Below are 22,789 nucleotides of genomic sequence, written 5' to 3'. Positions count from 1 at the left end.
CCGCGTCAGAGCATCAGAGCAGTGGCGCGCTCGGCGGCTCGTCCTCGGACACCGGGGTCTGCGAGGTGTGGGCCTGGTCGCTCGCGGCCGTGCTCGGCCCGCGGTCGCCCAGCAGCTGCTCCAGACGCTCCACCCGGATCCGCGCGAACTTGCGCGGCTGCACCCGGGTCCGGTCCAGCACCGCCACCTCGAGGTCCTCGACCGGGATCACGCGATCCTCGCTGCTGGTGTGGCCCACGGCGGCCACCGCGACCTTCAGCGCGGAGGACAGGTCGGCCCCGGCCGTGTAGTGCTCCTGGAGGTACGCCGACATCGTCTCCGCATCGCCGCCCATCACCGCGAACCCGTGCTCGTCGGCGACGCGGCCCTCGTAGGTGAGCCGGTAGATCTGGTCGGCCTCCGGCTCGTCGCCGATCTCGGCCACGAAGATCTCGACCTCGTAGGGCTTCTCGCCGCCGGAGGAGAAGATCGTGCCGAGGGTCTGCGCATAGGCGTTGGCCAGGCCGCGCCCGGTCACATCGGAGCGGTCGTAGGCGTAGCCGCGCATGTCGGCCAGCCGCACACCGGCGATCCGCAGGTTCTCGAACTCGTTGTAGCGGCCGACCGCGGCGAACGCGATCCGGTCGTAGAGCTCGGCGACCTTGTGCAGCGCCTTGGAGGGGTTCTCGGTCACGAACAGCACGCCGTCGGCGTACTGCAGGGCGAGGAGGGACCGGCCGCGCGCGATGCCCTTGCGGGCGAAGTCGGCCCGGTCCTTCATCAGCTGCTCGGGCGAGACGTAGTACGGCATGCTCATCGGCTACTCCCCTCCCTCGATCGGTGCCAACGGTCCGTCGGGACGGCGCATCCGCTCGCCGACCACCTCGTCGGCGAAGGCGCCCAGGGTGGCCTCGTCGAGGCGGGTGCCGCCGTCGGCGGTCACCACCCACACGACCGGGAAGATCCGGCGGGTGAGGTCCGGGCCACCGGTGGCGGAGTCGTCGTCGGCGGCGTCGTACAGGGCCTGCAGGCAGACCCGGACGGCGTCGTCCTGGCCGAGGTCGGAGCGCCACAGCTTCTTCAGCGCGCCGCGGGCGAACATCGAGCCGGAGCCGACGGTGAAGAACTGGCCCTCCTCGTGGCGGCCGCCGGTCACGTCGTACCCGAAGATCCGGCCCACGCCCTTGGCGAGGTCGTAGCCGGCGAACATCGGCACCACGGCCAGGCCCTGCATGGCCATGCCGAGGTTGCCGCGGATCAGCGCGGAGAGGCGGTTGGCCTTGCCGTCCAGGGACAGCGGCGCGCCCTCGATCTTCTCGTAGTGCTCGAGCTCGACCTGGAACAGGCGCACCATCTCGACCGCGAGCCCGGCGGTGCCCGCGATGCCGACGACGGAGAACTCGTCGGCCGGGAACACCTTCTGGATGTCGCGCTGGGCGATGATGTTGCCCATCGTGGCGCGGCGGTCGCCGGCCATCACCAGGCCGCCCGGGAAGGTCACGGCGACGATCGTGGTGCCGTGCGGCGCCAGGTCGCCGGCGGCTCCGGACGGGAGGCTTCCTCGGTTGGGCAGCAGCTCCGGCGCGTTGTCGACCAGGAAGTCGCTGAACGAGCTCGAGCCGGGTCGGAGGTACGCCGCAGGGATGCGGGCGTCTCCGCCGGCGTGCTGGCTCACTCGCCGCCCTTCTGGATGAACGACTTCACGAAGTCCTCGGCGTTGGACTCCAGCACGTCGTCGATCTCGTCGAGGATCGCGTCGACGTCGTCATCGAGCGCCTCCTTGCGCTCCGCGACGTCGGACTCGGGAGCGGCCTGGGTCTCCTCGACCTCGTCGTCGCTCTTGTGCGGTTGCTTCTGCTCCTGCGCCATGACTCAACCCTAGTCACTCAGCGGCTGAGAGCGCGGAGCAATTGCTCAGCGGTGTCGGAGGCATCGATCAGCGCGCCCACGTGCGCCCGGGTCCCGCGGACCGGATCCATGGTCGGCACGCGCTGCAGCGAGTCGCGTCCGGGGAGGTCGAAGATCACCGAGTCCCACGACGCGGCGGCCACCGCGTCGGCGTACTTGTCCAGGCAGCGGCCGCGGAAGTAGGCGCGCGTGTCCTCCGGCGGCATGGTCACCGCCTGCTCGACGAGGTCGTCGGTGAGCAGCCGCTGGATGCGGCCGCCGGCCAGCAGGCGGTGGTAGAGGCCCTTCTCGGGGCGGATGTCGGAGTACTGGATGTCGATGAGCTGCAGCTTCGCGTCGTCCCAGTCCAGCCCGTCGCGGTCGCGGTACTGGGTGAGCAGCTTGAGCTTGGCCACCCAGTCGAGCTGGTCGGCGAGGCTCATCGGGTCGTGCTCGAGCCGGTCCAGCACGTCCTCCCACCGGCGCAGCACGTCGGCGGTCTGCTCGTCGACGTCGGTGCCGAGCCGGTCCTCGACGTACTTCTTGGCGAGGTCGAGATACTCCAGCTGGAGCTGGATCGCGGTGAGCTTGCGGCCGTCCTGGAGCGTCATGGTGTGCCGCAGGCTCGGGTCGTGCGAGACCGCACGCAGCGCCTTGACCGGGTTGATGACCGACAGCTCGCGGGAGACGAAGCCGTCCTCGATCATCGCCAGGACCAGCGAGGTGGTGCCGACCTTGAGGTACGTCGAGATCTCGGCCAGGTTCGCGTCGCCGATGATGACGTGCAGGCGGCGGTAGCGGTCCGGGTCGGCGTGCGGCTCGTCGCGGGTGTTGATGATCGGGCGCTTCAGCGTCGTCTCGAGGCCGACCTCGACCTCGAAGAAGTCGGCGCGCTGGCTGATCTGGAAGCCGCTGTCGCGGCCGTCCTGGCCGATGCCGACGCGGCCGGCGCCGCAGAACACCTGGCGGCTCACGAAGAACGGGGTCAGGTGCTTGACGATGTCGGCGAACGGGGTCTGGCGCCGCATCAGGTAGTTCTCGTGGGTGCCGTACGAGGCGCCCTTGTTGTCGGTGTTGTTCTTGTAGAGCGCGATCGAGGGGTTGGTCGGCAGCCGGTGGGCCAGCTGCTGGGCCTCGAGCATGATCCGCTCCCCTGCCTTGTCCCACCGCACGATGTCGAGCGGGGTCAGGACCTCGGGCGTGGAGTACTCCGGGTGGGCGTGGTCGACGTAGAGGCGCGCGCCGTTGGTGAGGATGACATTGGCCAGGCCGAGGTCCTCGTCGGTGAGCTGGGACGGGTCGGCCACCTGCCGGCTCATGTCGAAGCCGCGCGCGTCGCGGAGCGGGGCCTCCTCCTCGAAGTCCCAGCGTGCCCGGCGGGCCCGGACCGAGGCGGCGGCGTACGCGTTGACGACCTGGGAGGACGCGACCATGGCGTTCGCCGACGGCTGGCCCTGGACGGCGATGCCGTACTCGACCTCGGTGCCCATCACCCGTCGTACGCTCATGTTTCCAGCGTACGCAGTCGGTGGGGTCAGTGGGCGACGACCTGCACCAGGATCGCCGCAGGCATGGCGAAGCCGCCCATGCAGCCTCGGCCGTAGTCCTGCGTGAAACCACTCGGCGGGCACATCCCGCCACCGAGGGCGACCACGTAGCGCCCCGGGCGGTGCGCGGTCCAGATGTCCGACCCGACGCCGTTGAAGCCGGACCCTGGCACTGCCCCGTCGGCGGCGACGAACGCCTCGAAGGAGTGCTCCATGCCTAGGAGGACACGGCGGCGGGGTCGATCTGTTGCACCCGGTCAGTGTCGTTGACGGAATCGATCGTCGGCGGATCGGGAGTCCAACATCGCCCGCAGGGCCGATCTTCGCTGCTTCAGCGGCCGGAATCGGCGCGAAGATCACCCGCACGGGCGATCTTGGGCATCCCGTGTCGCGGCAGCCGGCCCCGGACGTTTTCGAGCTCCCGGCCCAGGGAAGGACGCCCCCGTGCGCCGCATCGTCCTCGGCCTGATCGCCGTCCTCGCCTCCCTGACCGTCCTGGTCGCCACCATGTCCGCGGCCCAGGCCGCGCAGGTCAACGACCCGCACGACGCGCCGTGGCCCTACGACGCCCGCTCACTGGCCAAGTGGACCAACCAGAACGGGTATGTGGTCGTCGGCTTCGGCAGCCCCAGCTTCCGCGTCGGCGGGAGGTTCAACGGGCTGACCGTGCGACTGGACACCCGCGGCGACTCCTACGGCGACTACCTGGTGGACTGGTCCTTCGGCGGCGACGGGGACGGCTACAGCGCGTTCGCGCTGGTCCGCAACGGCACCACCGTGTCGTGCCCCGACCTGACCACGGCCACCAAGCACTCCAACGGCTGGATGTTCATCTACGTCGAGATCCCGCGCTACTGCATGACCATCACCAAGACCATCCGCGTGCGCGGACAGACCTGGGACTACACCTCGTACGCCGCCGACGGGCACCCCACCCGGGGCGCCACCGACAACGTCCCCAACGCCGGCCGCTGGTTCTAGCGACCGGCGGGCCCGTTCCCGAGGTCTTCCTACAGGTACTGGCCGGTGTTGGCGACGGTGTCGATGGATCGGCCCGGCTCGGTGCCCTGCTTGCCGGTGACGAGCGTGCGGATGAACACGATCCGCTCGCCCTTCTTGCCGGAGATGCGGGCCCAGTCGTCGGGGTTGGTGGTGTTCGGGAGGTCCTCGTTCTCCTTGAACTCGTCGACGCAGGCCTGGAGCAGGTGGCTGACCCGCAGGCCCTTGGCACCGCGGTCGAGGAAGTCCTTGATCGCCATCTTCTTGGCTCGGTCGACGATGTTCTGGATCATCGCGCCGGAGTTGAAGTCCTTGAAGTACAGGACCTCCTTGTCACCGTTGGCGTAGGTGACCTCCAGGAAGCGGTTCTCCTCGGTCTCGGCGTACATCCGCTCGACGGCGGCCCGGATCATCCCGGCCACGGTGGCGTTGGCGTCGCCGCCGAACTCCGCCATGTCGTCGGGGTGCAGCGGCAGCGTGGGCGTGAGGTACTTGCTGAAGATGTCGCGCGCCGACTCGGCGTCGGGGCGCTCGATCTTGATCTTCACGTCCAGCCGGCCCGGCCGCAGGATCGCCGGGTCGATCATGTCCTCGCGGTTCGAGGCGCCGATGACCAGGACGTTCTCCAGCAGCTCGACGCCGTCGATCTCGGACAGCAGCTGCGGCACGATCGTGTTCTCGACGTCGGAGGAGACGCCCGAGCCGCGGGTACGGAACAGCGAGTCCATCTCGTCGAAGAACACGATGACCGGCGTGCCCTGGCTCGCCTTCTCGCGGGCGCGCTGGAAGACCAGCCGGATGTGCCGCTCGGTCTCGCCGACGTACTTGTTGAGCAGCTCGGGGCCCTTGATGTTGAGGAAGTACGACTTCCCCTCGGCGCCGGTCTTCGCGGCGACCTTCTTGGCCAGGGAGTTCGCCACGGCCTTGGCGATCAGGGTCTTGCCGCAGCCGGGAGGACCGTAGAGCAGGATCCCCTTCGGCGGCTTGAGCTCGTGCTCGGCGAACAGCTCGGGGTAGAGGTAGGGCAGCTCGACGGCGTCGGTGATCTGCTCGATCTGGATCCCGAGCCCGCCGATCGAGTCGTAGGAGATATCGGGCACCTCCTCGAGGACGAGCTCCTCCACCTCGGACTTCGGGACCCGCTCGTAGGCGTAGCCCGAGCGGGAGTCGAGCAGCAGCGAGTCGCCCGCGCGCAGGGGCGCGCCCATCAGCGGCTCCGCGAGTCGTACGACGCGCTCCTCGTCGGCGTTCGCGATGACGAGCACCCGCTCCTGGTCGGCGAGGATCTCCTTGAGCATGACGACCTCGCCGACGGTCTCGAACTCGAAGGCCCCGACGACGTTGAGCGCCTCGTTGAGCATGACCTCCTGGCCACGTCGCAGCGAGTCGATCTCGACCGCGGGGCTCACCGCGACGCGCAGCTTGCGGCCTCCGGTGAACACGTCGACGGTGTCGTCGTCGTTGCGCTGGAGGAAGGTGCCGAAGCCGGCCGGCGGCTGGGCGAGCCGGTCGACCTCCTCCTTGAGCTTGAGGATCTGGTCGCGAGCGTCACGCAGCGTCCCTGCGAGTCGCTCGTTCTGGGCAGTCACGGCGGCGAGAGAGCGCTGGGCCTCGATCAGGCGCAGGTCTGCCGCCCGATCACCGGGATTCATGTTCGACATGGGCCACCTCCTCTTTCGACCCTACTCGTCAGGGTGGCGTGAGGAAGCCCCTTTTGGGCCGCGTCGGCGAACCGAAAGGGTCAGTCGTCCCCGACGATCGGCCCGGCGGCCGCGTCGGCGACCCCCTCGACAGCGGGAGGGATGTCGGCCGGCCGGGGGCCGGTGTAGTCGGCGCCGTACGCGCCGGGGGCGGGGCGACGGGTCTTGCGCGGGGGCCGCTCCCCCGCCGCGAGCCGGCGCGCGGTGACCAGGAACGCGGTGTGCCCGATCATCTTGTGTCCGGGGCGTACGGCGAGGCCCTCGACGTGCCAGTCCCGCACGAGGGACTCCCAGGCCTGGGGCTCGGTGAACCCGCCGTGGACCCGCAGCGTCTCGACGAACCGGGACAGCTGGGTGGTGGTGGCGACGTACCCGCACACGATGCCGCCGGGGTAGAGCGCGTCCGCGACCGCGTCGACGCACTCCCACGGCGCGAGCATGTCCAGGATCACCCGGTCGGCCCGGATCTCCCGTGCCGGGAGCTCCTCCTGGAGGTCGCCGAGCTGGAGGTCCCAGGTCGCGGGCCGGTGGCCGAAGAACTGGCCGACGTTCTTGCGGGCGACGTCGGCGAACTCCTCGCGCCGCTCGAAGGAGGTGAGGCTGCCGTAGGGACCGATCGCGCGGAGCAGGGAGCAGGTCAGGGCGCCGGACCCGACCCCCGCCTCGACCACGCGGGCGCCGGGGAAGATGTCGGCGAGCGCGACGATCTGGGCCGCGTCCTTCGGGTAGACGACGGCCGCGCCGCGGGGCATGGAGACCACGAACTCGCTGAGCAGCGGGCGGAACACGAGGTACTCCCCGCCGGTCGACGCGGTGATCGTGAAGCCCTCGTCGCGGCCGATCAGGTCCTCGTGCTCGAGGTGGCCCTTGTTGGAGAAGAACCGCTTGCCGGCGACCAGCTCGAAGTTGTGGCGGCGCCCCTTGGCGTCGGTCAGGCGCACCCACTCGCCCTCGCGGAGCGGGCCGCGGTGGACGCCGGACAGTGCCTCGGCGGGAACGTCACCGGGGGCCTGCTGCTCGCTCGTCACCGGCGCAGATTATCGAACGGCGCTGGCGCGGGGCTCAGCGGATCCGGCGGGCGAGGTCGGCCATCGCGAGGACGCCGTACACCTCACCGGACGGGGCGACCAGGACGTACTCGCTGGCCGGGGTGGCGCGCACCGCGCTGAGCAGGTCGGGGCCGGAGATGTCGGAGCGCAGCGTGAGGCCGGGCTCGAGGCGGCGGGTGACGGTCGAGGTGGCGACCCACGGCCGCCGGTCCTCCGGGGTGGCGCGCACCGCGCGCTCGTCCACGACGCCGATCGGGACGCCGTCGTGGGTGACGGTGACGATGCTGCCGGCCTCGGCCTCCTGCGCCCGCCGGATGGCCTCGCCGAGCGGCAGGTCCTCCGGTACGCCGAGGGTGCGCCGCGCGATCTCGCTGGCGCGCAGGTCGAGGAACCGGTCCTGCAGGTTCGCGACGGCGAGCGCCTGGGAGGCGCCGGTCCAGAGGAAGGCCGCCATCACGACCCAGATCACGACCGAGAAGCCCCCGCCGCCGCTGCGGGCGGCCGCGACGACCACGACCACCACGACCGCGATCGCCAGCACCCGGCCGGCCCAGCCGGCGACCTTGCCGCCGGTGGAGGCCCGGCCGCTGACGGCCCACACGGCCGACTTGAGCACGCGGCCGCCGTCCAGCGGGAGCGCGGGGACGAGGTTGAGCACGCCGATGTAGAGGTTGCTGGCCCACAGCCCGTCGACGACGAGCCGGAGCAGGCCGTCGGGCAGCGCGAGGCTCGCGCCGAGGGCCGCACCGCCGACCAGCAATGAGGTGACCGGACCGACGACGGCGATCCAGAACTCCTGGCGGGGCTGCGCCGCCTCACGGTCGATCGCGGTCGCGCCGCCGAGGAAGTGCAGGGTGATCGACTGGACCTGGAAGCCGTAGCGGCGGGCCATCAGCGCGTGCGAGGCCTCGTGCAGCAGGATCGCTCCGTAGAGGGCGACGGCGAAGGCGATGCCGACGACGTACTTCCACGGACCGAGGCCGGGCTGGGTCTGCTCCACCGTCGGCGCCATCAGGTAGGCGATGAAGCCGGCCACCAGGAACCAGGACGGGGAGACGAGCACCGGGCTCCCCGCGATCGTCCCGATCCTCAGCATCCACCGAGCCTATCGGGGGTCACCCCGGCCAGACCGGACAGCACGGTCCAGGCCGGCTTGGCGGGCACCGGCACGTGGTTCGGTACGACGACGACGCGGCACCCCGCGGCATCGGCCGACGCCGCACCGGTGGGACTGTCCTCGATCGCCACACAGTCCTCGGGGCGTACGCCGAGCGCGGCGGCGCCCGTCAGATACGGCTCGGGGTGCGGCTTGCCGTTGCTCACCTGGTCGCCGGTGATCACCGCGTCGAAGGTGTTCGGCGGGAGCTGGTCCAGGATCGGCGCGACGAAGCGCTCGTAGGACATGGTCACCAGGGCGCACGGGACGCCGGCCTCCTTCAGCGCGAGCAGCAGCTCGCGGGAGCCGGGACACCACGGCACCGCCTCCCGGACCCGCGCCACGACGCCGTCGAGCAGCATCTCGACGATCACATCCGGCTCGTAGGGCAGCGGGATCTGCTCCCTCAGCAGTCGTCCCGACGTCAGCAGGTCGTTGCCGACCAGCTGCATCGCCTGCTCGTGGGTCCAGGTGCCGCCGTGCGCCTCGGCCAGGGCGACCTCGGTCGCCATCCAGTACGGCTCGGTGTCGACGAGGGTGCCGTCCATGTCCCACAGGACGGCCGCCGGCAGGCGGGAAGTTTCGTTGCTCAGGATGGCCTCCGCTGGACTCCGCGCGCCGTCGCGCGCGCACGACGAACCCTAGGCGGGAGGCCGTCGGCCGCGGGCATCGCTGCGACCCTCGACACCGGTCGTCGCGCCGCGTAGCGTGCCCGCATCGGTCCTCTCCCGGGTAGGTGCACATGCGATCGACAACCGCGGCCCGTCGGCTTGCTCTCCTGCTCGTGACGGGGGTGATGCTCGCCCTGTGCGCGGCGCCGGCCTCGGCCGTCTCCAGCGACAAGGCCCATCCGCCGGGGGTGAACGACTGGTCGTGTACGCCGACGGCCGCGCACCCGCGTCCGGTGGTGCTCGTCCACGGCCTGACCGGGAACGGCTCCGACAACTGGGTCTACCTCGGCCCCAAGCTCGTCGCCCGCGGCTACTGCGTCTACTCGCTCACCTACGGCGTCGACCCGCTCCTGTCGCTGCTCGCGAGCAACGCGCTGGTCCCGGGCGGCACGATCCCGATCGAGCAGAGCGCGAAGGAGTTCGGCGCGTTCGTCGACAAGGTGCTCGCAGCGACGGGTGCGACCCAGGTCGACCTGGTCGGTCACTCCGAGGGCACCGTCATGCCGCAGTACTGGATGAAGTTCCTGGGCGGCGCGTCCAAGGTCGACCGCTACGTGGCGATGACGCCGATCTACCACGGCACCACGCTGCAAGGCCTGTCCAACCTCGTCGACCTCGGCTACCAGTACAACCTCGGCTCACCCCTGCTCGTGCCGCTCGCGGGTCTGCTGTGCGGGTCCTGCCCGGAGTTCCTGGCCGGCAGCGCGTTCAACCAGCACCTCAACGCGAACGGGTACGCCGTCCCCGGCGTGGAGTACACGACGATCATGACCACCCACGACGAGCTCGTCACGCCGTACACCAGCGGCTACCTGCCGGGCGCGGTCCACAACTGGGTGCTCCAGGACCTCTGCCCCGCCGACCCCTCCGAGCACGTCGCGGTGGCCTTCGACCCGGTCGCGGCCCAGCTGACGTTCAACGCACTCGACCCCGAGCACGCCCGGCCGATCAGCTGCGACCTGCCGTACCCCGTGATCGGCACACCTCCCGCGCCGTAGTCGGGGGCAGGGTTCGATCCTCAGGCTCCGTGCGAGATCGGAAGCGACAACCCCCTCGTTGGCAGCGACTCCGCGTCCTCCATCGTCAAGGTCGACCGGCTCCATGGGCATTGGGTAAAAACCTGGGCCGGACGTCGCGGGAGACATCGAAAACCCGTCCGCGGACCAAGCCGCCATGACAGGCTGAGCGCGTGTCCAAGTCGCCGCCCCAGGTGGCCCGAGCTCGAAGTGAGGTCGCGTGCGGATCGAGGTCGTGGCGGCCGCGATACTCGTGATCGCCCATGTCCAGTGGGTGCTTTCCGCCGTTCGCGCATTCGCACACGGTCCGGTGCTCGGACGGCAGACGCTCATAGCTCAGCGTCAGACGGCGGCGTCGACAGTCGGTCGGACCGCCAGCTCGTCCCAGCCCGAGAAGGCCGCCGCGGTGACGCATGGGACGGGTGCCTCGACCACCGCTCGCGCAGACGTGCGGTCGTCGGGCACGGCCACGGGCCGCAGGCGGGTCGCGGCGACGGCACTCACTGTGATGCGCCCGGGCGGGTACGTCCTGGTTGACGGGTACGCAGTCTTCGGGGTCGCCGACCATGACCTTGTTCCCGGCGACCGAGCCCACATCGAGATCGACAGGTAGGACGATGAGCGAACTGCAGCCAGACATGTTCGGTGCGATGGAGTACGACGAGTCGTCCTCGTCGGTATTCCGCAGCCAAGTGGTGATCCTTCTGGATCGGTCGAAGTCGATGAGCGCATACGACCGCATCGGCGAGCTCGAGCAAGCGGTGCGGGCCTTCCTTGCAGAGGACCTGAAGACGCTGAACTTCTACCACGAGACCGAGTTGGCGATCGGTGCCTTCAACACGACTGTCGAGTGGCTCAAGCTCGGGCCCGAACCGGTGCGGCCGCGCAGCCCGTTCTACCTCATGGACCGCACGACCACGCTGTCCGAGAGGTTGGTCGCTGGGGGAACGACTCGGTTGGTGGACGCGATCAAGGCCGCCATCCGGACGATCGACGACCGGGCTGCCGAGCTGCCGGCCGACAAGAAGGCGCGTCGGCACAAGCCGCAGCTGTTCGTGATCACCGATGGCGCCGCAGATCCCGACCAGGATGTCGACGGCATGGCGAGGATCCTTGCGGGGCGCGCATGGCACGCAGACTCGGCCAACATGCTCTTCTTCGCCCTCGGCGTGAAGGGCGCCCACTTTCCTACGCTGGAGAAGTTGGCCCCCCAATCCTCCTTCGACGCCAGCACCGCATCGCTCAGAGAGCTTCTTCACTTCGTGTCTGAGTCGGTCAACTCGTCGCAGACCCACGCGTCCGCACCACACGCGGCCACCGACGGGGCGCGGCCGTTCACCCCGGAGTACGAACGCGTCAACCAGTCGCTGGAGTCCATGTTCGCCGCTGTGCGCCGAAACCATGTCGCCCATCGCGACCTGTGACTTCACGCTGCCGGGGTCCAAGCGGCCACCGGGGCAGGTCGGGGACGACGCATCAGGTTCGTGGGTGCGTGCCGACGGCGCTTGCTTGCTGGTCGTCGCCGATGGCATCGGGTCCGGATCGACATCGGGATTCGGAGCCCGACTCGCGGTCGAGCTGACCGCGCAGGAGTTCGCCGGCTTCGAGTTGAACGATGCAGCCGGCCTGCGCGACATGCTGGATCGGGTGGCTGATGCGTGGCAGGTCGGGGTGCGAGGTGCGGGACACAGCGTCCGACAGAGCGCGACGACGCTCGGCGTCGCAGTCATCGACCGTGGTCTGATCGGACTAGCAGCCATCGGTGACTGTTTCGGGCTTGTGCACCGTGGCCCAACCCCTTCCCCGAGTGATCCCGCCGCAGCCCCCGGACTGTTCGCCGTCCTGGACCAGGGCCGCTCCGATCCGACTCGATTCGTCACCTCCACCGCCACTCTCGCGTTGGATCGTCGATCGCGGAACGCCCGGGCCGTGGTTGTCGATGATCCGCAGGTGAATGGAGTCCTCGTCTCGACCGACGGTCTCGAGGATGCGTTCTTGCGGTACGGACTCGCCGGCGGATGCCTGCATATCGCCGAGGTCGCCACGACCGCACCTCAAGCGCTGTTCGAGCTGACCCGAACCAACACGGCGATGGAGATCTCAGCGGCGTTCGCCAAGAACACGGCGCTGATGGCGAAGAAGGGAGACGATGTTGGCCTCGCGGTTGCAGTCTGGTGATGTCGTGCGAGCGGTGCTCCCTGACGGCAGGACCCGCACCACGTTGTACCTCGGCGACCAGATCGGGGACGGCCGGACCGCCTGGGTGCATCGGGCTCGAGGAATCGACGACGGGGAGTACGCAGTCAAGCTGTATAAGGACAGCGTGCCGCGAGACCTCGAGAAGAGGCTGGTCGAACTACATCGGCACTTCCTGCTCCCTGACTTCGCCGGGCTATCCCCTCACTGCCCGACCGCGGCAGTGCCGCTCGGCCACGTCGAGATCTTCGGGAGTACGGCCGGTGTCGTCATGCCCTTGCTCGAAGGCTATTTCAACCAGTCGGCGTTCGAGCAGCTGCATGCCTCGACGAACCCGTCGTTCATGCTCACCCTGGCGAAGTCGCTTGTGAACGACCTCGACAACCTGCACCGGGCAGGGTTCGTCGTTGGCGACCTGGGCGATGCGAACATCCTCATCGCCAAGAGTGGAGCTCTCGTGTGGCTCGACTGCGACGCATGGGGAACCCACTCACTGAGGTCCACGCACTTCTCGCTCGGCTACGCCTCCGCCTCCGTGGCGGACGGAGGTTCATCAGACCAAGCCTCCGATCGGTTCGCCATGGCGATACATCTGGCCCGGTTCCTGTCCTTGCGGATGCTGCACCCCTACGCCTTCGAGGCGGGCGCAGAGCCGTTCCCTGACATCCAGGTCCGCATCAACCGAGGTCAGTGCTGGCTCTTGGACCCAGCCTCGTTCCCAGGCTCTCCCGCTCCAGGCATGTCCGCCTACCCACCGCGCCTGCGCCGCCTGCTGGAACGAACCTTCCGACGTGAGGAACCCCCTGCGCTGGAGTTGTGGCGCGAGGCGCTCGGGCAGGTCGCGGTCGAGGACTGCACGGACTGCGGCAGGGCGAAGTACTCGGACGCCGTTTGCGCGCGATGCACCTCTCACGCTCAGTCGGTCGACACCGTCCGGCAGCCCGTCTCGCCGGAATCGACAGCTACTGGCGCGGCGTCCGCAGAGGTCGGGACCGTTACCCCGGGGCGCGGACGACTCTCCGGTCGAACGGTGACGAGAATGGCAGCGCTCGTGCTTCTCACCCTGCTGATCGGCATGCTGGTCGCTCTCCTTCTCTCGCTGCGAAGCGGAGCGCTCTGAACGTCCGCGAGCAGACTGGCCGAGCAGAGAGCCGGCGAGCTGGTCAGTATCGCAACGCGACCAGAGCGAACGCCAAGGTGACGAGAAGCAGCAGGCCTGCACCGAGAACGAGGCGCCGCAGTACCCGATTCTCCGTCGCTAGGGCCAAGTAGTCCTCACCCAACAGTGCAGGCATCGTCGCTCGAGCCAGGACCTTGCGATTGCGCCGCAGCCGTGCGCCGAGCTCACGGTCACTGACCAGTGGATCGGCGGCGATCGTGTCGGCCCAGAATCCGGCGTGACCCGGGAATGCGCTGATGAAGAGTCCGTCGAGCTGCGCCCCGCCGATCCGCGCCCAGATCTCTTCCGGACTCGCACCGCGGTCGGCTGCTTCGCGCAATCTGCTGACCGTAGCCCGATCGCGGACGTCATCCAGGATCGCCTCGAATCGCTCGTCGAACGCCTGTATCGGTGTCCCAACGGACGTGGCGGGTGCTGGGCGACTCGGGCTGGGAGCGAGCGCGGCTGGCTTCGATGCTTGCTGGTCGAGCCGTTGCGCGGCCGGTGGCCGGGACAGGCCGAGGACCGCACGGACGCGATCGGCTGCCTCGGAATCCTCGGCCAGGAGTGTGCCCATGGGCACGCCCTCGCTCGTGGCGATGCCGATCATCTCTGCCAGTGTGCTTTCGCCGAGGTTCGCTCGAGCAGCCGTCCGAACCAGATCGATCGCAAGCTCCGGCGACTCCGCGGCTGCGAAAGGGACGACGAGCGAGGTCACCGATGCCACCACTCGCTCGTTGCCCGCATACTCGGGGAACCGTGTCACCAGTTGCGAGACAAGCGCGTGTGCAACGTGCTCTTCGCTGTACGGCTCTGCGGCGCGCAGCAGGTCCATGATCGGGCGTGTCGACTGCGGGTCGATCAGGTCGAGGTAATCGCGGGCGAGCCTTATCCAATCGACGCCATCAGCGCGACGCCACCATTGCGCTGTGCTGCTCCATCCGCCCGCGCGCGCCCGCTCGATGAGCGCTTCGTCGTGCTTCGAGAACGACGACCTGATCGGCACCCGTGCGGGCGCCGCCCCCGTCCACAACGGCTGCCGGTTCAGCATGTCGGGCGGAAGGACCAGCGTGGCCCGGGGCAGCTCAGATGCGGCTTCGTCGAGTGTCTCGAAGGCGACAGGCACTGCCGGAGGAGCGTTCGAGGCCGGTGGCGGCCAGCTGTCCGGCAACTTGATCTCGACCGCTTCCGCGCCGTCCCGAGGCGTCCCATCGATGCGCTTGTCGAGTGTGAACGCGCCAGCGTTGAGAAGGCCGATCAGGTCGAGTGGTCCGAGCGTGCTGGTGCGATCCAGTGCGACGACGGCGATGTAGTTGCCGGGGCGCCCCGAGCCGTCGGCACCGAGGACGCGTTTGATGACCAGAAGCCGCCCGGCGGGGACGGCGACCGTGCCGCCGTAGGTGTGTCCGACGTGACGGCGTTCCTCGTCCGTCAGCGTGAGGACGAAGTCCGGAAGGTCGAGATCAGGTGGCCAGTTCGTCGAACGCTCGACGATCCCGAAACCGTTCGGCTGCCCATCGAGCACCCTCCGTGCCCACGTGTAGACGACGTAATCGATCGTGACGATCACCATGTCGACTCAGCTCCTCCGGGCACCATGACACCGAGGTTGATCAAGGCGCTGACGAACGGCCCGAGAATTCGAACCGGCGCCGGCGGTCCTGAGAAGTACCCGTCCGTGCTCGAGCCGCGCACCGTCGCGGTCATGTGGTACGACGTGTGCTGGAAGTACCCTTCGAGAGTTCCGGTGAGCCCCGCTCCCCGGTGCCCGTGCAGGAACTCCTGGATCTGCTGGGACCGCTCGATGATCTCGCCCTCGATGGCCGCGAGCCCGTTGTTGTGGTAGTCGAGGTCAACGAGGATGTCGTCCAGGTCGTCGCCGAGCTGCGCGGGATCGATGTCGTCAGCCTTGGTGATCACCAAGCTGCCCACCCGGCCCTCCCCGGTCGGGTCCACCGCACGCAGCGCGGTGACCACGTTGCTGGCGAGAACGTTCGCCATCGTGAGGGACTGGAGCGTGTGGTCGAGGCGCTGACCCATCAGGCGTACCCCGGGGAACACGTTCGGTGGAACCAGGAACAGGAACGCGTTCGTGGCCAGTACGTGCGGGTTGTACTGGCTGATCGTCTCCAGGTTCGTCAGCTGCCTCCCGTCGGCGTCGAAGATCAAGATGTTCACCTGGGAGCCGTCGGGCCGATGCATCACGAGGTACCACGGCTCCCGAGACGCTTCGCCGTCGATGTTGCGCTGCGTCTCCATGGGAACCGCGCCGCGCGAGAGGAAGTCGCTGTACTGCGCGTCGAACCGCTCGCCATTCGTCGGGTGGAGTTGGAAGGTGTATCCGTCCCCGAGAACCGCATCTGTGACCAGGGCGTCGATGAGGGTCGCGGCGTAGAGGGACTTGCCTGATGCCTGTTGGCCGAGTAGCGCGATCACGACGGTCGGGTTGGTGAGTATCCCCTCGGGCAGACGATGGCCCTTGGCACACACGGCGTGGATGCCACTCGCGTAGTACTCACGGACGCTGCCGGCGTCGCGTCGTTGGAGAGGCTGGCGGTCGCCGAACCACAAGGATTCGAGCCAGGGCCGCCACGTCCGGACCTGCCTGCCGCGCGGCGAAGGGACAGCCTCGTCCTGGTTGTTGCGCCACCGCAGGCTCGTCCTGTCCACCACGATGAGGCACCGCGGACACAGGACCGTCCTAGTTTGAAAGGGCAAGGATCGCTCCAACGATGCCACCTCCGATCGCCGCCACCACGGCGACAGCAGCGAACCACAACAGGCGCGTTCGGCCCTTGTCCGACAGGCGCGCCGTTCCACGCCGGCCGTGAGGCACAGGATTCATGTTCATCTCGGGTCCCTCTCTCAGCCGATGACGATCACTGCAGCGATCAGCCCCGCCAGGAAGGAGACGGCCGCGATGATGAGAAGCAGGCCCCGGTACACGAAGAGGCCCTGGTTGCCCACGGTCACGAGGAAACGCCGCCATTCCTCCTCGGCTCTGCTCGGGAGGGCGGACGCCGAATCTCCGAACGCCTGTAGACGTGGGATCTCGGGCTCACGGTCGAGCTCGATCGCGAGAGTCTCAATGATCCGTGAAGCGTTCGGGCGCTCGTCCGGGTCGACGCGAAGGGCCTCATTCAGCAGTCGCCGAACCGATCTCGGGATCAGGCTGTCATCGAGGTCGTGCAACCTCGCGAAGTAGTCGTAGGCCTTGCCACCGGTCTCGTGCATCTTCGGCTGCACGCGGCGTCCGGTCAGCATCTGAATGGTCACCAGTGCCCAGGACCATACGTCGTTGCCGGGATGGGCCATGGCGAACTCGTCCACCTCCGGCCCGGAGTACTCCGGCGTGTAGCTGACGGGGTGCACGAGTTCGACGTGGCTCTGACAGACGGATCCATAGTCGACCAGGCATGCGTGGCCGGTATCGGACCGGATGATGTTCGCCGGCTTGACGTCACGGTGGACCAGCCCATGGGTGGCGAACAACTGGATGCCCCTGGCCAGATCGAGCGAGACGCTCAGTGCCTCTCTGAGCTCGAGTCCCCCTCCGCCTGCAGACCGGAGCGAGGCGTCAAGGCCTTCGCCCGTGACGAGGCGTTGGGCCACGAACGCGTAACCGTCGGCCTGGTCTGCCTCGAGGACCGGAGGGAGGAATTCGGACGCTGGAAGCTCGCGGGCAAGGGCTCCGCTGGCGAGGATCGCACGCGCGTGATCCGGGTGGGTCTCGATGTGGGCAGCCTTCAGGAAGACCCCGGTCGACTGGTGCCGCGCGACGAACTTGACGGTGCCGTCGTTGCCGCCTGTGATCCCGTACTTCAGCTGGTACTTCCCGATCTGTTCGGGGTCAGCGTCCGTCAGGGGGACGTAGTTGGCCTGAGGAAGGATGATCGTCCCGCCTCCGTCGGCCGCTCGACTCTGAGCGCGTGGACCTTCGGCGCCCCTGTCTTCGAGGCGCATGGTCGGCGGCTCCAGCGCCTCGGTGGGGACGTCCTCTCCGCTCGACGCGAAAGCCTCATCGACGTACGTGGGGCTCGGTTCCGGTTGATCAGCGTCCGGCGCCGGGTCGGTGGTCGAGTCGCGTTCGAGATCGTCACGCGTCTGCTGGGCGGCAGGCAGTCTAGGTTCGAATCGTTCCCATCCGCCCCACGTCTGCCCGCCTCGCCACCGACGTGATCGGAGCTCGCCGTCGCTGTCGAGAGCGAACAGGGTTTGAGCTCCTCCCTCGCCGGCGGTGCCGACGACAGGACCGACGGGCGTGCCTGAGGCGAGGATCTCCCAGGACGTGCTGGGTTCGCGAAGCCCGTGGAGGCGTTGGAGGACAGTGCCGTCGGCCAGGGTGACGACGACGTGTTGCCTCCCGTCCGGCCCGCCCCACGCCGATATGTCCTCGGGTGCGGCATCCACGCCCCCACGACCGACCTGCCACTCGAGTGCCCAATCGGCCCAACCGCGGTCACCGCTCCAGGACCGGGACCACAGCTTCCCGTCGCCGATCAGGTGCAGCTCCGGGAAGCTCTGGCCACGACCTCCACCCCCCGAGACGCCGATGAGGCGATGCACGGAGGCCGTGGGAGTTTCCATCGCGTGCCAGCCTGACGCGTCAGCGCCGCCCACGACCCATCGGTGCATGACGCGGATGCGGTCGAGCACGATCGCTGTCTCGAGATGGTCGTCATCTCGTGACCAAACCGCGATGCCGGTCGCTCTCGTGTCAGGCTCCGGTGGCTCTGACGGATCCCAATCACCCCACGCGGGACTGCTGTGATCGTTCGAGCTGAGCAACGTGCCGTCGGACTTGAGAGCGGCCACCACTGTGGCGAAGGGCAGCCTCGCGCCCGAGATGTCGATCGTGTCCGCTGGGAGACCGAGAGGCTGCCAGGCGCGCATTCCTACAGGATCGTCAAGGCAGATTCGCTGGTAGCCAGTGGTCTGGTGCGCGAAGAGCTGCCCGGCGAAAGCAACGAGAGGCCGTTCCACCCATCCATCCCCCACTGCGCCTCCTTGGCCGTCGACCGCGTGGGCGCAAGTTTGCCGAAGTCAGGGGCCATCTGCGGTCGTTTCCGAGCAAAATTGCTTCCCGACCCATGGCCTCGCCCCGCCCGGTGCTGCCGCCGACCGCGAGCAGGATCGGGCCCCGGTCCTCCTCCGCCCTGTTCGATCCTCAGGCTCCGTGCGCCCGGACGTCGGCCATCAGGATCGCGGGCCACGCCGCGACGTCGTCGGGGGTGGAGGCGATGTGGAGTGTCGCGTGCGGAAGCACCCCGGCGAGGGCGTGCGCGGTGGAGAGGGGATGACCGGGGTCGTCGGTCCACGCCAGGATCGTCACCGAGGCCTCGATCGTGGCGATGGCCTCCAGCGTGGGCAGGTCGCTCATCGCGGCACCACGGAACAGCGACGGGAACACCTCCGCCGAGACGTCGGGAAGCGTCTCGGGCACGCCGCGCTGGGCCGGCACCGGCGGGTAGCCGGCGCCGGCGGCGACGAAGGCCTCGAGGCCGCGCTTCTCCACGAGGGCCGCGGCGCCGAGGTACTCATCGGACTTGGCGGCCCGGGTGGCCCACGCGGTCGGCGGCAGCATCAGGGTGAGGCCGTCGAACCGGTCGGGGTCGCGCATCGCGGCGTGAAGGAGGGTGGCGCAGCCCATCGACGGGCCGACGCCGTGCACCTTCTCGCCGGGGAACCACGCGTCGAGCAGCCGCAGCAGGTCCTCGGCCAGCGCCGGCCACCGGTAGTCGTCGGGGACCAGGCGTCCGGTGGAGCGGCCGTGCCCGCGAGCGTCGTACCGGAGCAGGCGGGTGCCGCTCAGGCCTACGCCGAGATCGAGGTTGAGCAGGCGGTCGCGCTGCCGGCTCGACGTCAGCCCGTGCAGCTGGACGACCGGGTGGCCGCCTTCGTCGCTGAGCTCGACGGCCAGCTCAGCACCGGGGACGGGGAACGACGTCATCCAGCCTCCTGCCGAAACAATCTGCCCTTACGTTAGCGGCCATGCGGCTCACCCACGTCAGTCACATCCGGCTCCCGTTCGGGCGGTTGTGGGGGTACGACGTCACCGTCGGCCCCTCCGGCGACGCGGTCCCCGTCTCGTTCGACCAGGAGCGCCACGTCGATGCCGGCGACCGGCCGGGCTCGTGGATGGCGCTGCTGTTCCAGCTGAGTGCGCCCGTGGACCGCGAGCTGCTCGAGGCCGCGTGGCTGGCGGTGATCGCACGGCACGGCACGCTCCGGACCCGGTTCACCACGGGTGAGGACGGCGTGACCTCGTTGCACACGATCGAGGTGGCCCCCGGCAGCTGGACCGAGCACGAGATCGAGCCGGGTGAGAGCCCGAACGAGGCGCTGCGCCGGATGCTCGACGCGACCTGCCGGCCCCTCGCGGCCCCGTCCCACCGGCTGTGCGTGATGGAGACGGCCGTCGCCCCGACGCTGGTCATCGCCGCGGACCACTCCCACGTCGACATGTGGTCGCTGCTCGTCCTCGGCCGCGACCTCCTGGCCGGGCTGGAGCAGGCCCGCGTAGGGCTGGACCCGTCTCTCCCGCCGGTGCCGGCCTTCGCCGAGCACACCCGAGCGCTGGCCGCACGCCCGTCGGCACCGGCGGACGTCCACGACACCTGGGCGCGCATCCTCGGCGCCTGCGGTGACGTGATGCCGCAGTTCCCGCTCGACCTCGGCGACGTCGCGGCGCCGCGCGCCGAGCGGGTCGAGGTCCGCGACGTGCTCGACGTCGACGACTCCGCGGCCCTCGCCGCGCAGGCGCGTGCCGACGGCGTCTCGACCCTCGCGCTCGTCGTCGCCGCCATGGCGACGGTCACCGACAGCCTCGCCCAGCAGCCGCTGCGCGCGGTCTTCCCCGTGCACAGCCGGTACGACGAGACCTGGCACGACTCGGTCGGCTGGTTCATCACCAACTCGGTCATCGAGTGCACCGACGGGACACCCGCGACCGCGGCCGCCGCGGTGAAGGAGGCGATCCGGCTCGGGTCGTGGCCGCTCGCGGAGGTCCTCGCGCCGTGGGGCGGGATGCCCGACGCCCCCGGCATGTTCGCGATCTCCTGGCTCGACCTCCGGCGGCTGCCCGTGCGCTTCGACTCGGTGGGCATGCAGGCGCACTACGTCAGCGCCGCCCTCCGCACGGACGGCGTGATGATCTGGTTCATCCTCGACGACAGTGGCCTGCACCTGCGCTGCCGCTACCCGGACACGACGGTCGCGCGGACCAACGTCGGGCGCTGGCTGGACGCCCTGGTCGACCGCCTCGGACGGCAGGCGCGGACGTCTGCCGGTGGACGCCTCGACGCCGCCGACGGACGACTGATGCTCCAGCGCGCCACGCGCGCCGACGCCCCCGCCATCGCACGACTGCTCGCCGACGACGATCTCGGCAGTCGGCGCGAGGGGGACGACCTGGCGCGGTACGAGGCGGCGTACGACGCCATCAGCCGCGACCGCGCGCACCACCTCGCGGTCGTGCGGGACGACACCGGGCAGGTCGTCGCCACGATGCAGCTGTCCCTGATCCCGGGCCTGTCGCGGCACGGTGCGACCCGGCTGCAGATCGAGGGCCTGCGCGTCGACTCCGCCTGGCGTGGTCGGGGTGTCGGTCGCGCGATGATGGCCTGGGCGCACGAGCACGGCCGGGCCCGCGGCGCGGTGCTCGCGCAGATCACCACCGACCGGGAACGGGAGGGGGCGCTGTCCTTCTACGCCGGGCTCGGCTACCAGCATTCCCAGGTCGGGCTCAAGCTGGCGCTCTGACCGACCGGTCCTTTGGTCCCGGTCACTCCCGGGACGTGGGCCCCGGCACGGCGACCCGATCTCCCGTGCCGCCGGGCCCCTCGCGCGCTGCAGAATCGTGCGACCGGAGCGGGGAGGGTCGATGGGGACGACGCGGCGAGCAGTGGTCGCCGGCGGGGCGATGGCGGCGGGCGCGGCCGCGGTGGCGCCACCGGCGGCCGCGGTCACGACGTACGCACCGCGGCCCTACCGCGCCACGGCGATCCCGTCGGCGAGCACGCTGAACCTGCTGCGCAGGTTCACCAGCGGCTACACCCCCGCCCTGAACGCCCAGGTCAACGCCGCCGGGGGCGCGGCGAAGTGGTTCGAGCGGCAGCTGAGCGACGGGTACGACGACAACTGGTACCGCGCCACGTCGGCCTGGTGGCCCTCGATCAACGCCACCCCGGACGAGATCTGGCAGCGCGACCAGGCCGGCACCGAGAGCCTGTGGTGGGCCGACACGAACTACCAGTCCTGGGCCGTGGTGCGGCGCTACGGAACCCGTCGCCAGGTGCTCGAGACGATGGCGGAGTTCTGGGAGCACCACTTCAACATCCCGGCCGACGGCGAGGTCGGGCCGTTCCGGACGGCGTACGGCAAGACGATCCGGGCGCACGCGCTCGGCCGGTTCGCCGACCTGCTGCCCGCGGCGGTGCTGCACCCGGCCATGGCGGTGTACCTGAACAACGCCAACTCGTCCAAGGACGCGCCCAACGAGAACCTCGGCCGCGAGCTGCTCGAGCTGCACACCGTCGGCGTCGGGAGCTACGGCGAGGACGACGTGAAGGACTCCGCGCGGATCCTGACCGGCTTCGTGATGGACGAGTGGGACACCTGGACCTACCGCTACGACCCGTCGCAGCACGCGACCGGGCCGGTCGCGATCATGGGCTTCCGGCACGCGAACGCCGACCCTGACGGACAGGCCGCGCTGGCGGCGTACCTCACCTACCTGGCGCGGCACCGCCGGACCGCACAGCACCTGGCGCTGAAGCTGGCGACCCGCTTCGTCTCCGACACTCCCCCGGCGTCCCTGGTGGCGCGCCTCGCGAGCGTCTACCTCGCGTCGGACACGGCGATCAAGCCGGTGCTGCGCGCGCTGGTGTCGTCGACGGAGTTCAAGGCGTCGGCCGGCCGGAAGGTGCGGACGCCGTCGGAGGACGTGATCGCCACCTGGCGCGCGCTCGGTGCCGGCATCGACGGCACGCTCGCGAGCAGCAACGAGGACGCCGCGGTCAACCAGATGGCGTGGCAGTGCCAGCAGCTCGGGATGCTGCCGTTCGGGTGGGGACAGCCCAACGGGCGGCCCGACGACGGCGTCTCGTGGTCCTCGACCGCGCGCTACCTGGGCTCGCTGGAGCTGCACTACACGATGGCCGGGAGCTGGTGGCCGACCGTCGGGGCGACGTACCGGCGACAGCTGGGGTGGCTGCCGGAGAGGCGGCTGCGCTTCGACCTGTTCGTCGACCACCTGGCACGGGTCATCCACGGCCGCGGCTCGACGCCGCTGCTGCTGCAGGTCGCGTGCGAGGCCACGGGCTGCCGGCCGGGCGACGTGATCAGCGCCCAGCACCCGCTGTTCGCGTGGCAGGACCTGCCGCGCCTGCTCACGGTCTTCCTCGACTGCCCGACCCACATGACCAGGTGA

General features: G+C 69.6%; 20 protein-coding genes. 7 read left to right on the top strand and 13 right to left on the bottom strand.

From position 1 onward, the window contains the following. Nucleotides 1-13: 13 nt before the first annotated feature. The 5 genes from prcA to ACYU8V_RS04415 are packed head-to-tail and all read right to left on the bottom strand — an operon-like array spanning nt 14 to nt 3,628. The gene (gene prcA, locus ACYU8V_RS04435; protein ID WP_460845463.1) at nt 14-796 is read right to left on the bottom strand and encodes a proteasome subunit alpha; all 783 of its coding nucleotides are present in this window, start codon (nt 794-796) and stop codon (nt 14-16) included. A gap of 3 nt (nt 797-799) precedes the next feature. Further along, complete coding sequence (prcB, locus tag ACYU8V_RS04430; RefSeq protein ID WP_460845462.1) at nt 800-1,654, bottom strand: proteasome subunit beta; 855 nt, start codon at nt 1,652-1,654, stop codon at nt 800-802. After that, nucleotides 1,651-1,848: a ubiquitin-like protein Pup gene (locus ACYU8V_RS04425; RefSeq protein ID WP_460845460.1), complete on the bottom strand. Its 198-nt coding sequence runs from the start codon at nt 1,846-1,848 to the stop codon at nt 1,651-1,653. Before ACYU8V_RS04425 ends, prcB begins: the two co-directional genes overlap by 4 nt. Before the next feature lie 17 nt (nt 1,849-1,865). Further along, nucleotides 1,866-3,374, bottom strand: a complete 1,509-nt coding sequence (dop, locus tag ACYU8V_RS04420) for a depupylase/deamidase Dop (RefSeq protein ID WP_460845458.1) — start codon at nt 3,372-3,374, stop codon at nt 1,866-1,868. Nucleotides 3,375-3,400: 26 nt separating this feature from the next. Further along, nucleotides 3,401-3,628 carry a hypothetical protein gene (locus tag ACYU8V_RS04415; protein ID WP_460845456.1) on the bottom strand — a complete coding sequence of 76 codons (228 nt, stop codon included), beginning with the start codon at nt 3,626-3,628 and terminating at the stop codon, nt 3,401-3,403. A gap of 229 nt (nt 3,629-3,857) precedes the next feature. Between ACYU8V_RS04415 and ACYU8V_RS04410 the strand changes: the two genes are divergently transcribed. After that, a complete protein-coding gene (locus ACYU8V_RS04410; RefSeq protein WP_460845454.1) occupies nt 3,858-4,394 on the top strand; it encodes a hypothetical protein in 537 nt (178 codons plus the stop codon). Nucleotides 4,395-4,423: 29 nt separating this feature from the next. On the opposite strand, the gene arc is transcribed toward ACYU8V_RS04410, so the two are convergent. The 4 genes from arc to ACYU8V_RS04390 all read right to left on the bottom strand — a co-directional run bounded on the left by arc (nt 4,424) and on the right by ACYU8V_RS04390 (nt 8,889). After that, nucleotides 4,424-6,073: a proteasome ATPase gene (gene arc / locus ACYU8V_RS04405; RefSeq protein WP_460845452.1), complete on the bottom strand. Its 1,650-nt coding sequence runs from the start codon at nt 6,071-6,073 to the stop codon at nt 4,424-4,426. A gap of 80 nt (nt 6,074-6,153) precedes the next feature. Beyond that, on the bottom strand, nt 6,154-7,140 hold the full coding sequence (locus tag ACYU8V_RS04400; RefSeq protein WP_460845450.1) for a tRNA (adenine-N1)-methyltransferase: 987 nt from the start codon (nt 7,138-7,140) through the stop codon (nt 6,154-6,156). 34 nt (nt 7,141-7,174) lie between these two features. Then, nucleotides 7,175-8,257 carry a M50 family metallopeptidase gene (locus tag ACYU8V_RS04395; RefSeq protein WP_460845448.1) on the bottom strand — a complete coding sequence of 361 codons (1,083 nt, stop codon included), beginning with the start codon at nt 8,255-8,257 and terminating at the stop codon, nt 7,175-7,177. Next, nucleotides 8,251-8,889 carry an HAD family hydrolase gene (locus ACYU8V_RS04390; protein WP_460845675.1) on the bottom strand — a complete coding sequence of 213 codons (639 nt, stop codon included), beginning with the start codon at nt 8,887-8,889 and terminating at the stop codon, nt 8,251-8,253. Before ACYU8V_RS04390 ends, ACYU8V_RS04395 begins: the two co-directional genes overlap by 7 nt. A 212-nt stretch (nt 8,890-9,101) precedes the next feature. Between ACYU8V_RS04390 and ACYU8V_RS04385 the strand changes: the two genes are divergently transcribed. The 4 genes from ACYU8V_RS04385 (at nt 9,102) to ACYU8V_RS04370 (ending at nt 13,320) form a co-directional block, all read left to right on the top strand. After that, a complete protein-coding gene (locus tag ACYU8V_RS04385) occupies nt 9,102-9,986 on the top strand; it encodes an esterase/lipase family protein (RefSeq protein ID WP_460845446.1) in 885 nt (294 codons plus the stop codon). 635 nt (nt 9,987-10,621) lie between these two features. Next, entirely contained in the window at nt 10,622-11,428 is an 807-nt protein-coding gene (locus tag ACYU8V_RS04380) for a vWA domain-containing protein (protein ID WP_460845445.1), read from the top strand. Continuing rightward, a complete protein-coding gene (locus tag ACYU8V_RS04375) occupies nt 11,406-12,182 on the top strand; it encodes a protein phosphatase 2C domain-containing protein (RefSeq protein WP_460845444.1) in 777 nt (258 codons plus the stop codon). Before ACYU8V_RS04380 ends, ACYU8V_RS04375 begins: the two co-directional genes overlap by 23 nt. Next, nucleotides 12,154-13,320 carry a hypothetical protein gene (locus ACYU8V_RS04370; RefSeq protein ID WP_460845442.1) on the top strand — a complete coding sequence of 389 codons (1,167 nt, stop codon included), beginning with the start codon at nt 12,154-12,156 and terminating at the stop codon, nt 13,318-13,320. The genes ACYU8V_RS04375 and ACYU8V_RS04370 overlap by 29 nt, the downstream gene beginning before the upstream one ends. 43 nt (nt 13,321-13,363) lie before the next feature. Here the strand turns inward: ACYU8V_RS04370 and ACYU8V_RS04365 are convergent, their stop codons facing one another. The 4 genes from ACYU8V_RS04365 to ACYU8V_RS04350 form a co-directional block, all read right to left on the bottom strand. Next, entirely contained in the window at nt 13,364-14,932 is a 1,569-nt protein-coding gene (locus tag ACYU8V_RS04365; protein ID WP_460845441.1) for a hypothetical protein, read from the bottom strand. Further along, complete coding sequence (locus tag ACYU8V_RS04360; protein ID WP_460845439.1) at nt 14,926-16,032, bottom strand: hypothetical protein; 1,107 nt, start codon at nt 16,030-16,032, stop codon at nt 14,926-14,928. Before ACYU8V_RS04360 ends, ACYU8V_RS04365 begins: the two co-directional genes overlap by 7 nt. A 192-nt stretch (nt 16,033-16,224) precedes the next feature. Then, nucleotides 16,225-18,252 carry a protein kinase domain-containing protein gene (locus ACYU8V_RS04355; RefSeq protein WP_460845437.1) on the bottom strand — a complete coding sequence of 676 codons (2,028 nt, stop codon included), beginning with the start codon at nt 18,250-18,252 and terminating at the stop codon, nt 16,225-16,227. Nucleotides 18,253-18,526: 274 nt separating this feature from the next. Then, a complete protein-coding gene (locus ACYU8V_RS04350; protein ID WP_460845435.1) occupies nt 18,527-19,309 on the bottom strand; it encodes an alpha/beta fold hydrolase in 783 nt (260 codons plus the stop codon). A 41-nt stretch (nt 19,310-19,350) separates the two neighbouring features. Between ACYU8V_RS04350 and ACYU8V_RS04345 the strand changes: the two genes are divergently transcribed. Both ACYU8V_RS04345 and ACYU8V_RS04340 read left to right on the top strand, forming a co-directional pair. After that, entirely contained in the window at nt 19,351-21,120 is a 1,770-nt protein-coding gene (locus tag ACYU8V_RS04345) for a GNAT family N-acetyltransferase (protein ID WP_460845433.1), read from the top strand. A 121-nt stretch (nt 21,121-21,241) separates the two neighbouring features. Beyond that, nucleotides 21,242-22,789 (top strand): DUF1800 domain-containing protein, encoded by a 1,548-nt coding sequence (locus tag ACYU8V_RS04340; RefSeq protein WP_460845431.1) that lies wholly within the window; start codon nt 21,242-21,244, stop codon nt 22,787-22,789.

This window comes from Nocardioides ultimimeridianus, from assembly GCF_054777895.1.
This window is presented reverse-complemented; position numbering and strand designations above follow the sequence as displayed.

Bases quoted from the DNA above. Each gene is read 5' to 3' on its own strand.
- ACYU8V_RS04370 (WP_460845442.1), top strand. From the start codon at position 12,154: ATGTTGGCCTCGCGGTTGCAGTCTGGTGATGTCGTGCGAGCGGTGCTC.
- ACYU8V_RS04350 (WP_460845435.1), bottom strand. From the start codon at position 19,309: ATGACGTCGTTCCCCGTCCCCGGTGCTGAGCTGGCCGTCGAGCTCAGC.
- ACYU8V_RS04415 (WP_460845456.1), bottom strand. From the start codon at position 3,628: ATGGAGCACTCCTTCGAGGCGTTCGTCGCCGCCGACGGGGCAGTGCCA.
- ACYU8V_RS04355 (WP_460845437.1), bottom strand. From the start codon at position 18,252: ATGCGCGCCTGGCAGCCTCTCGGTCTCCCAGCGGACACGATCGACATC.
- ACYU8V_RS04380 (WP_460845445.1), top strand. From the start codon at position 10,622: ATGAGCGAACTGCAGCCAGACATGTTCGGTGCGATGGAGTACGACGAG.
- dop (WP_460845458.1), bottom strand. From the start codon at position 3,374: ATGAGCGTACGACGGGTGATGGGCACCGAGGTCGAGTACGGCATCGCC.
- ACYU8V_RS04345 (WP_460845433.1), top strand. From the start codon at position 19,351: ATGCGGCTCACCCACGTCAGTCACATCCGGCTCCCGTTCGGGCGGTTG.
- ACYU8V_RS04365 (WP_460845441.1), bottom strand. From the start codon at position 14,932: ATGGTGATCGTCACGATCGATTACGTCGTCTACACGTGGGCACGGAGG.
- arc (WP_460845452.1), bottom strand. From the start codon at position 6,073: ATGTCGAACATGAATCCCGGTGATCGGGCGGCAGACCTGCGCCTGATC.
- ACYU8V_RS04395 (WP_460845448.1), bottom strand. From the start codon at position 8,257: ATGCTGAGGATCGGGACGATCGCGGGGAGCCCGGTGCTCGTCTCCCCG.
- ACYU8V_RS04375 (WP_460845444.1), top strand. From the start codon at position 11,406: ATGTCGCCCATCGCGACCTGTGACTTCACGCTGCCGGGGTCCAAGCGG.
- ACYU8V_RS04425 (WP_460845460.1), bottom strand. From the start codon at position 1,848: ATGGCGCAGGAGCAGAAGCAACCGCACAAGAGCGACGACGAGGTCGAG.
- ACYU8V_RS04340 (WP_460845431.1), top strand. From the start codon at position 21,242: ATGGGGACGACGCGGCGAGCAGTGGTCGCCGGCGGGGCGATGGCGGCG.
- prcA (WP_460845463.1), bottom strand. From the start codon at position 796: ATGAGCATGCCGTACTACGTCTCGCCCGAGCAGCTGATGAAGGACCGG.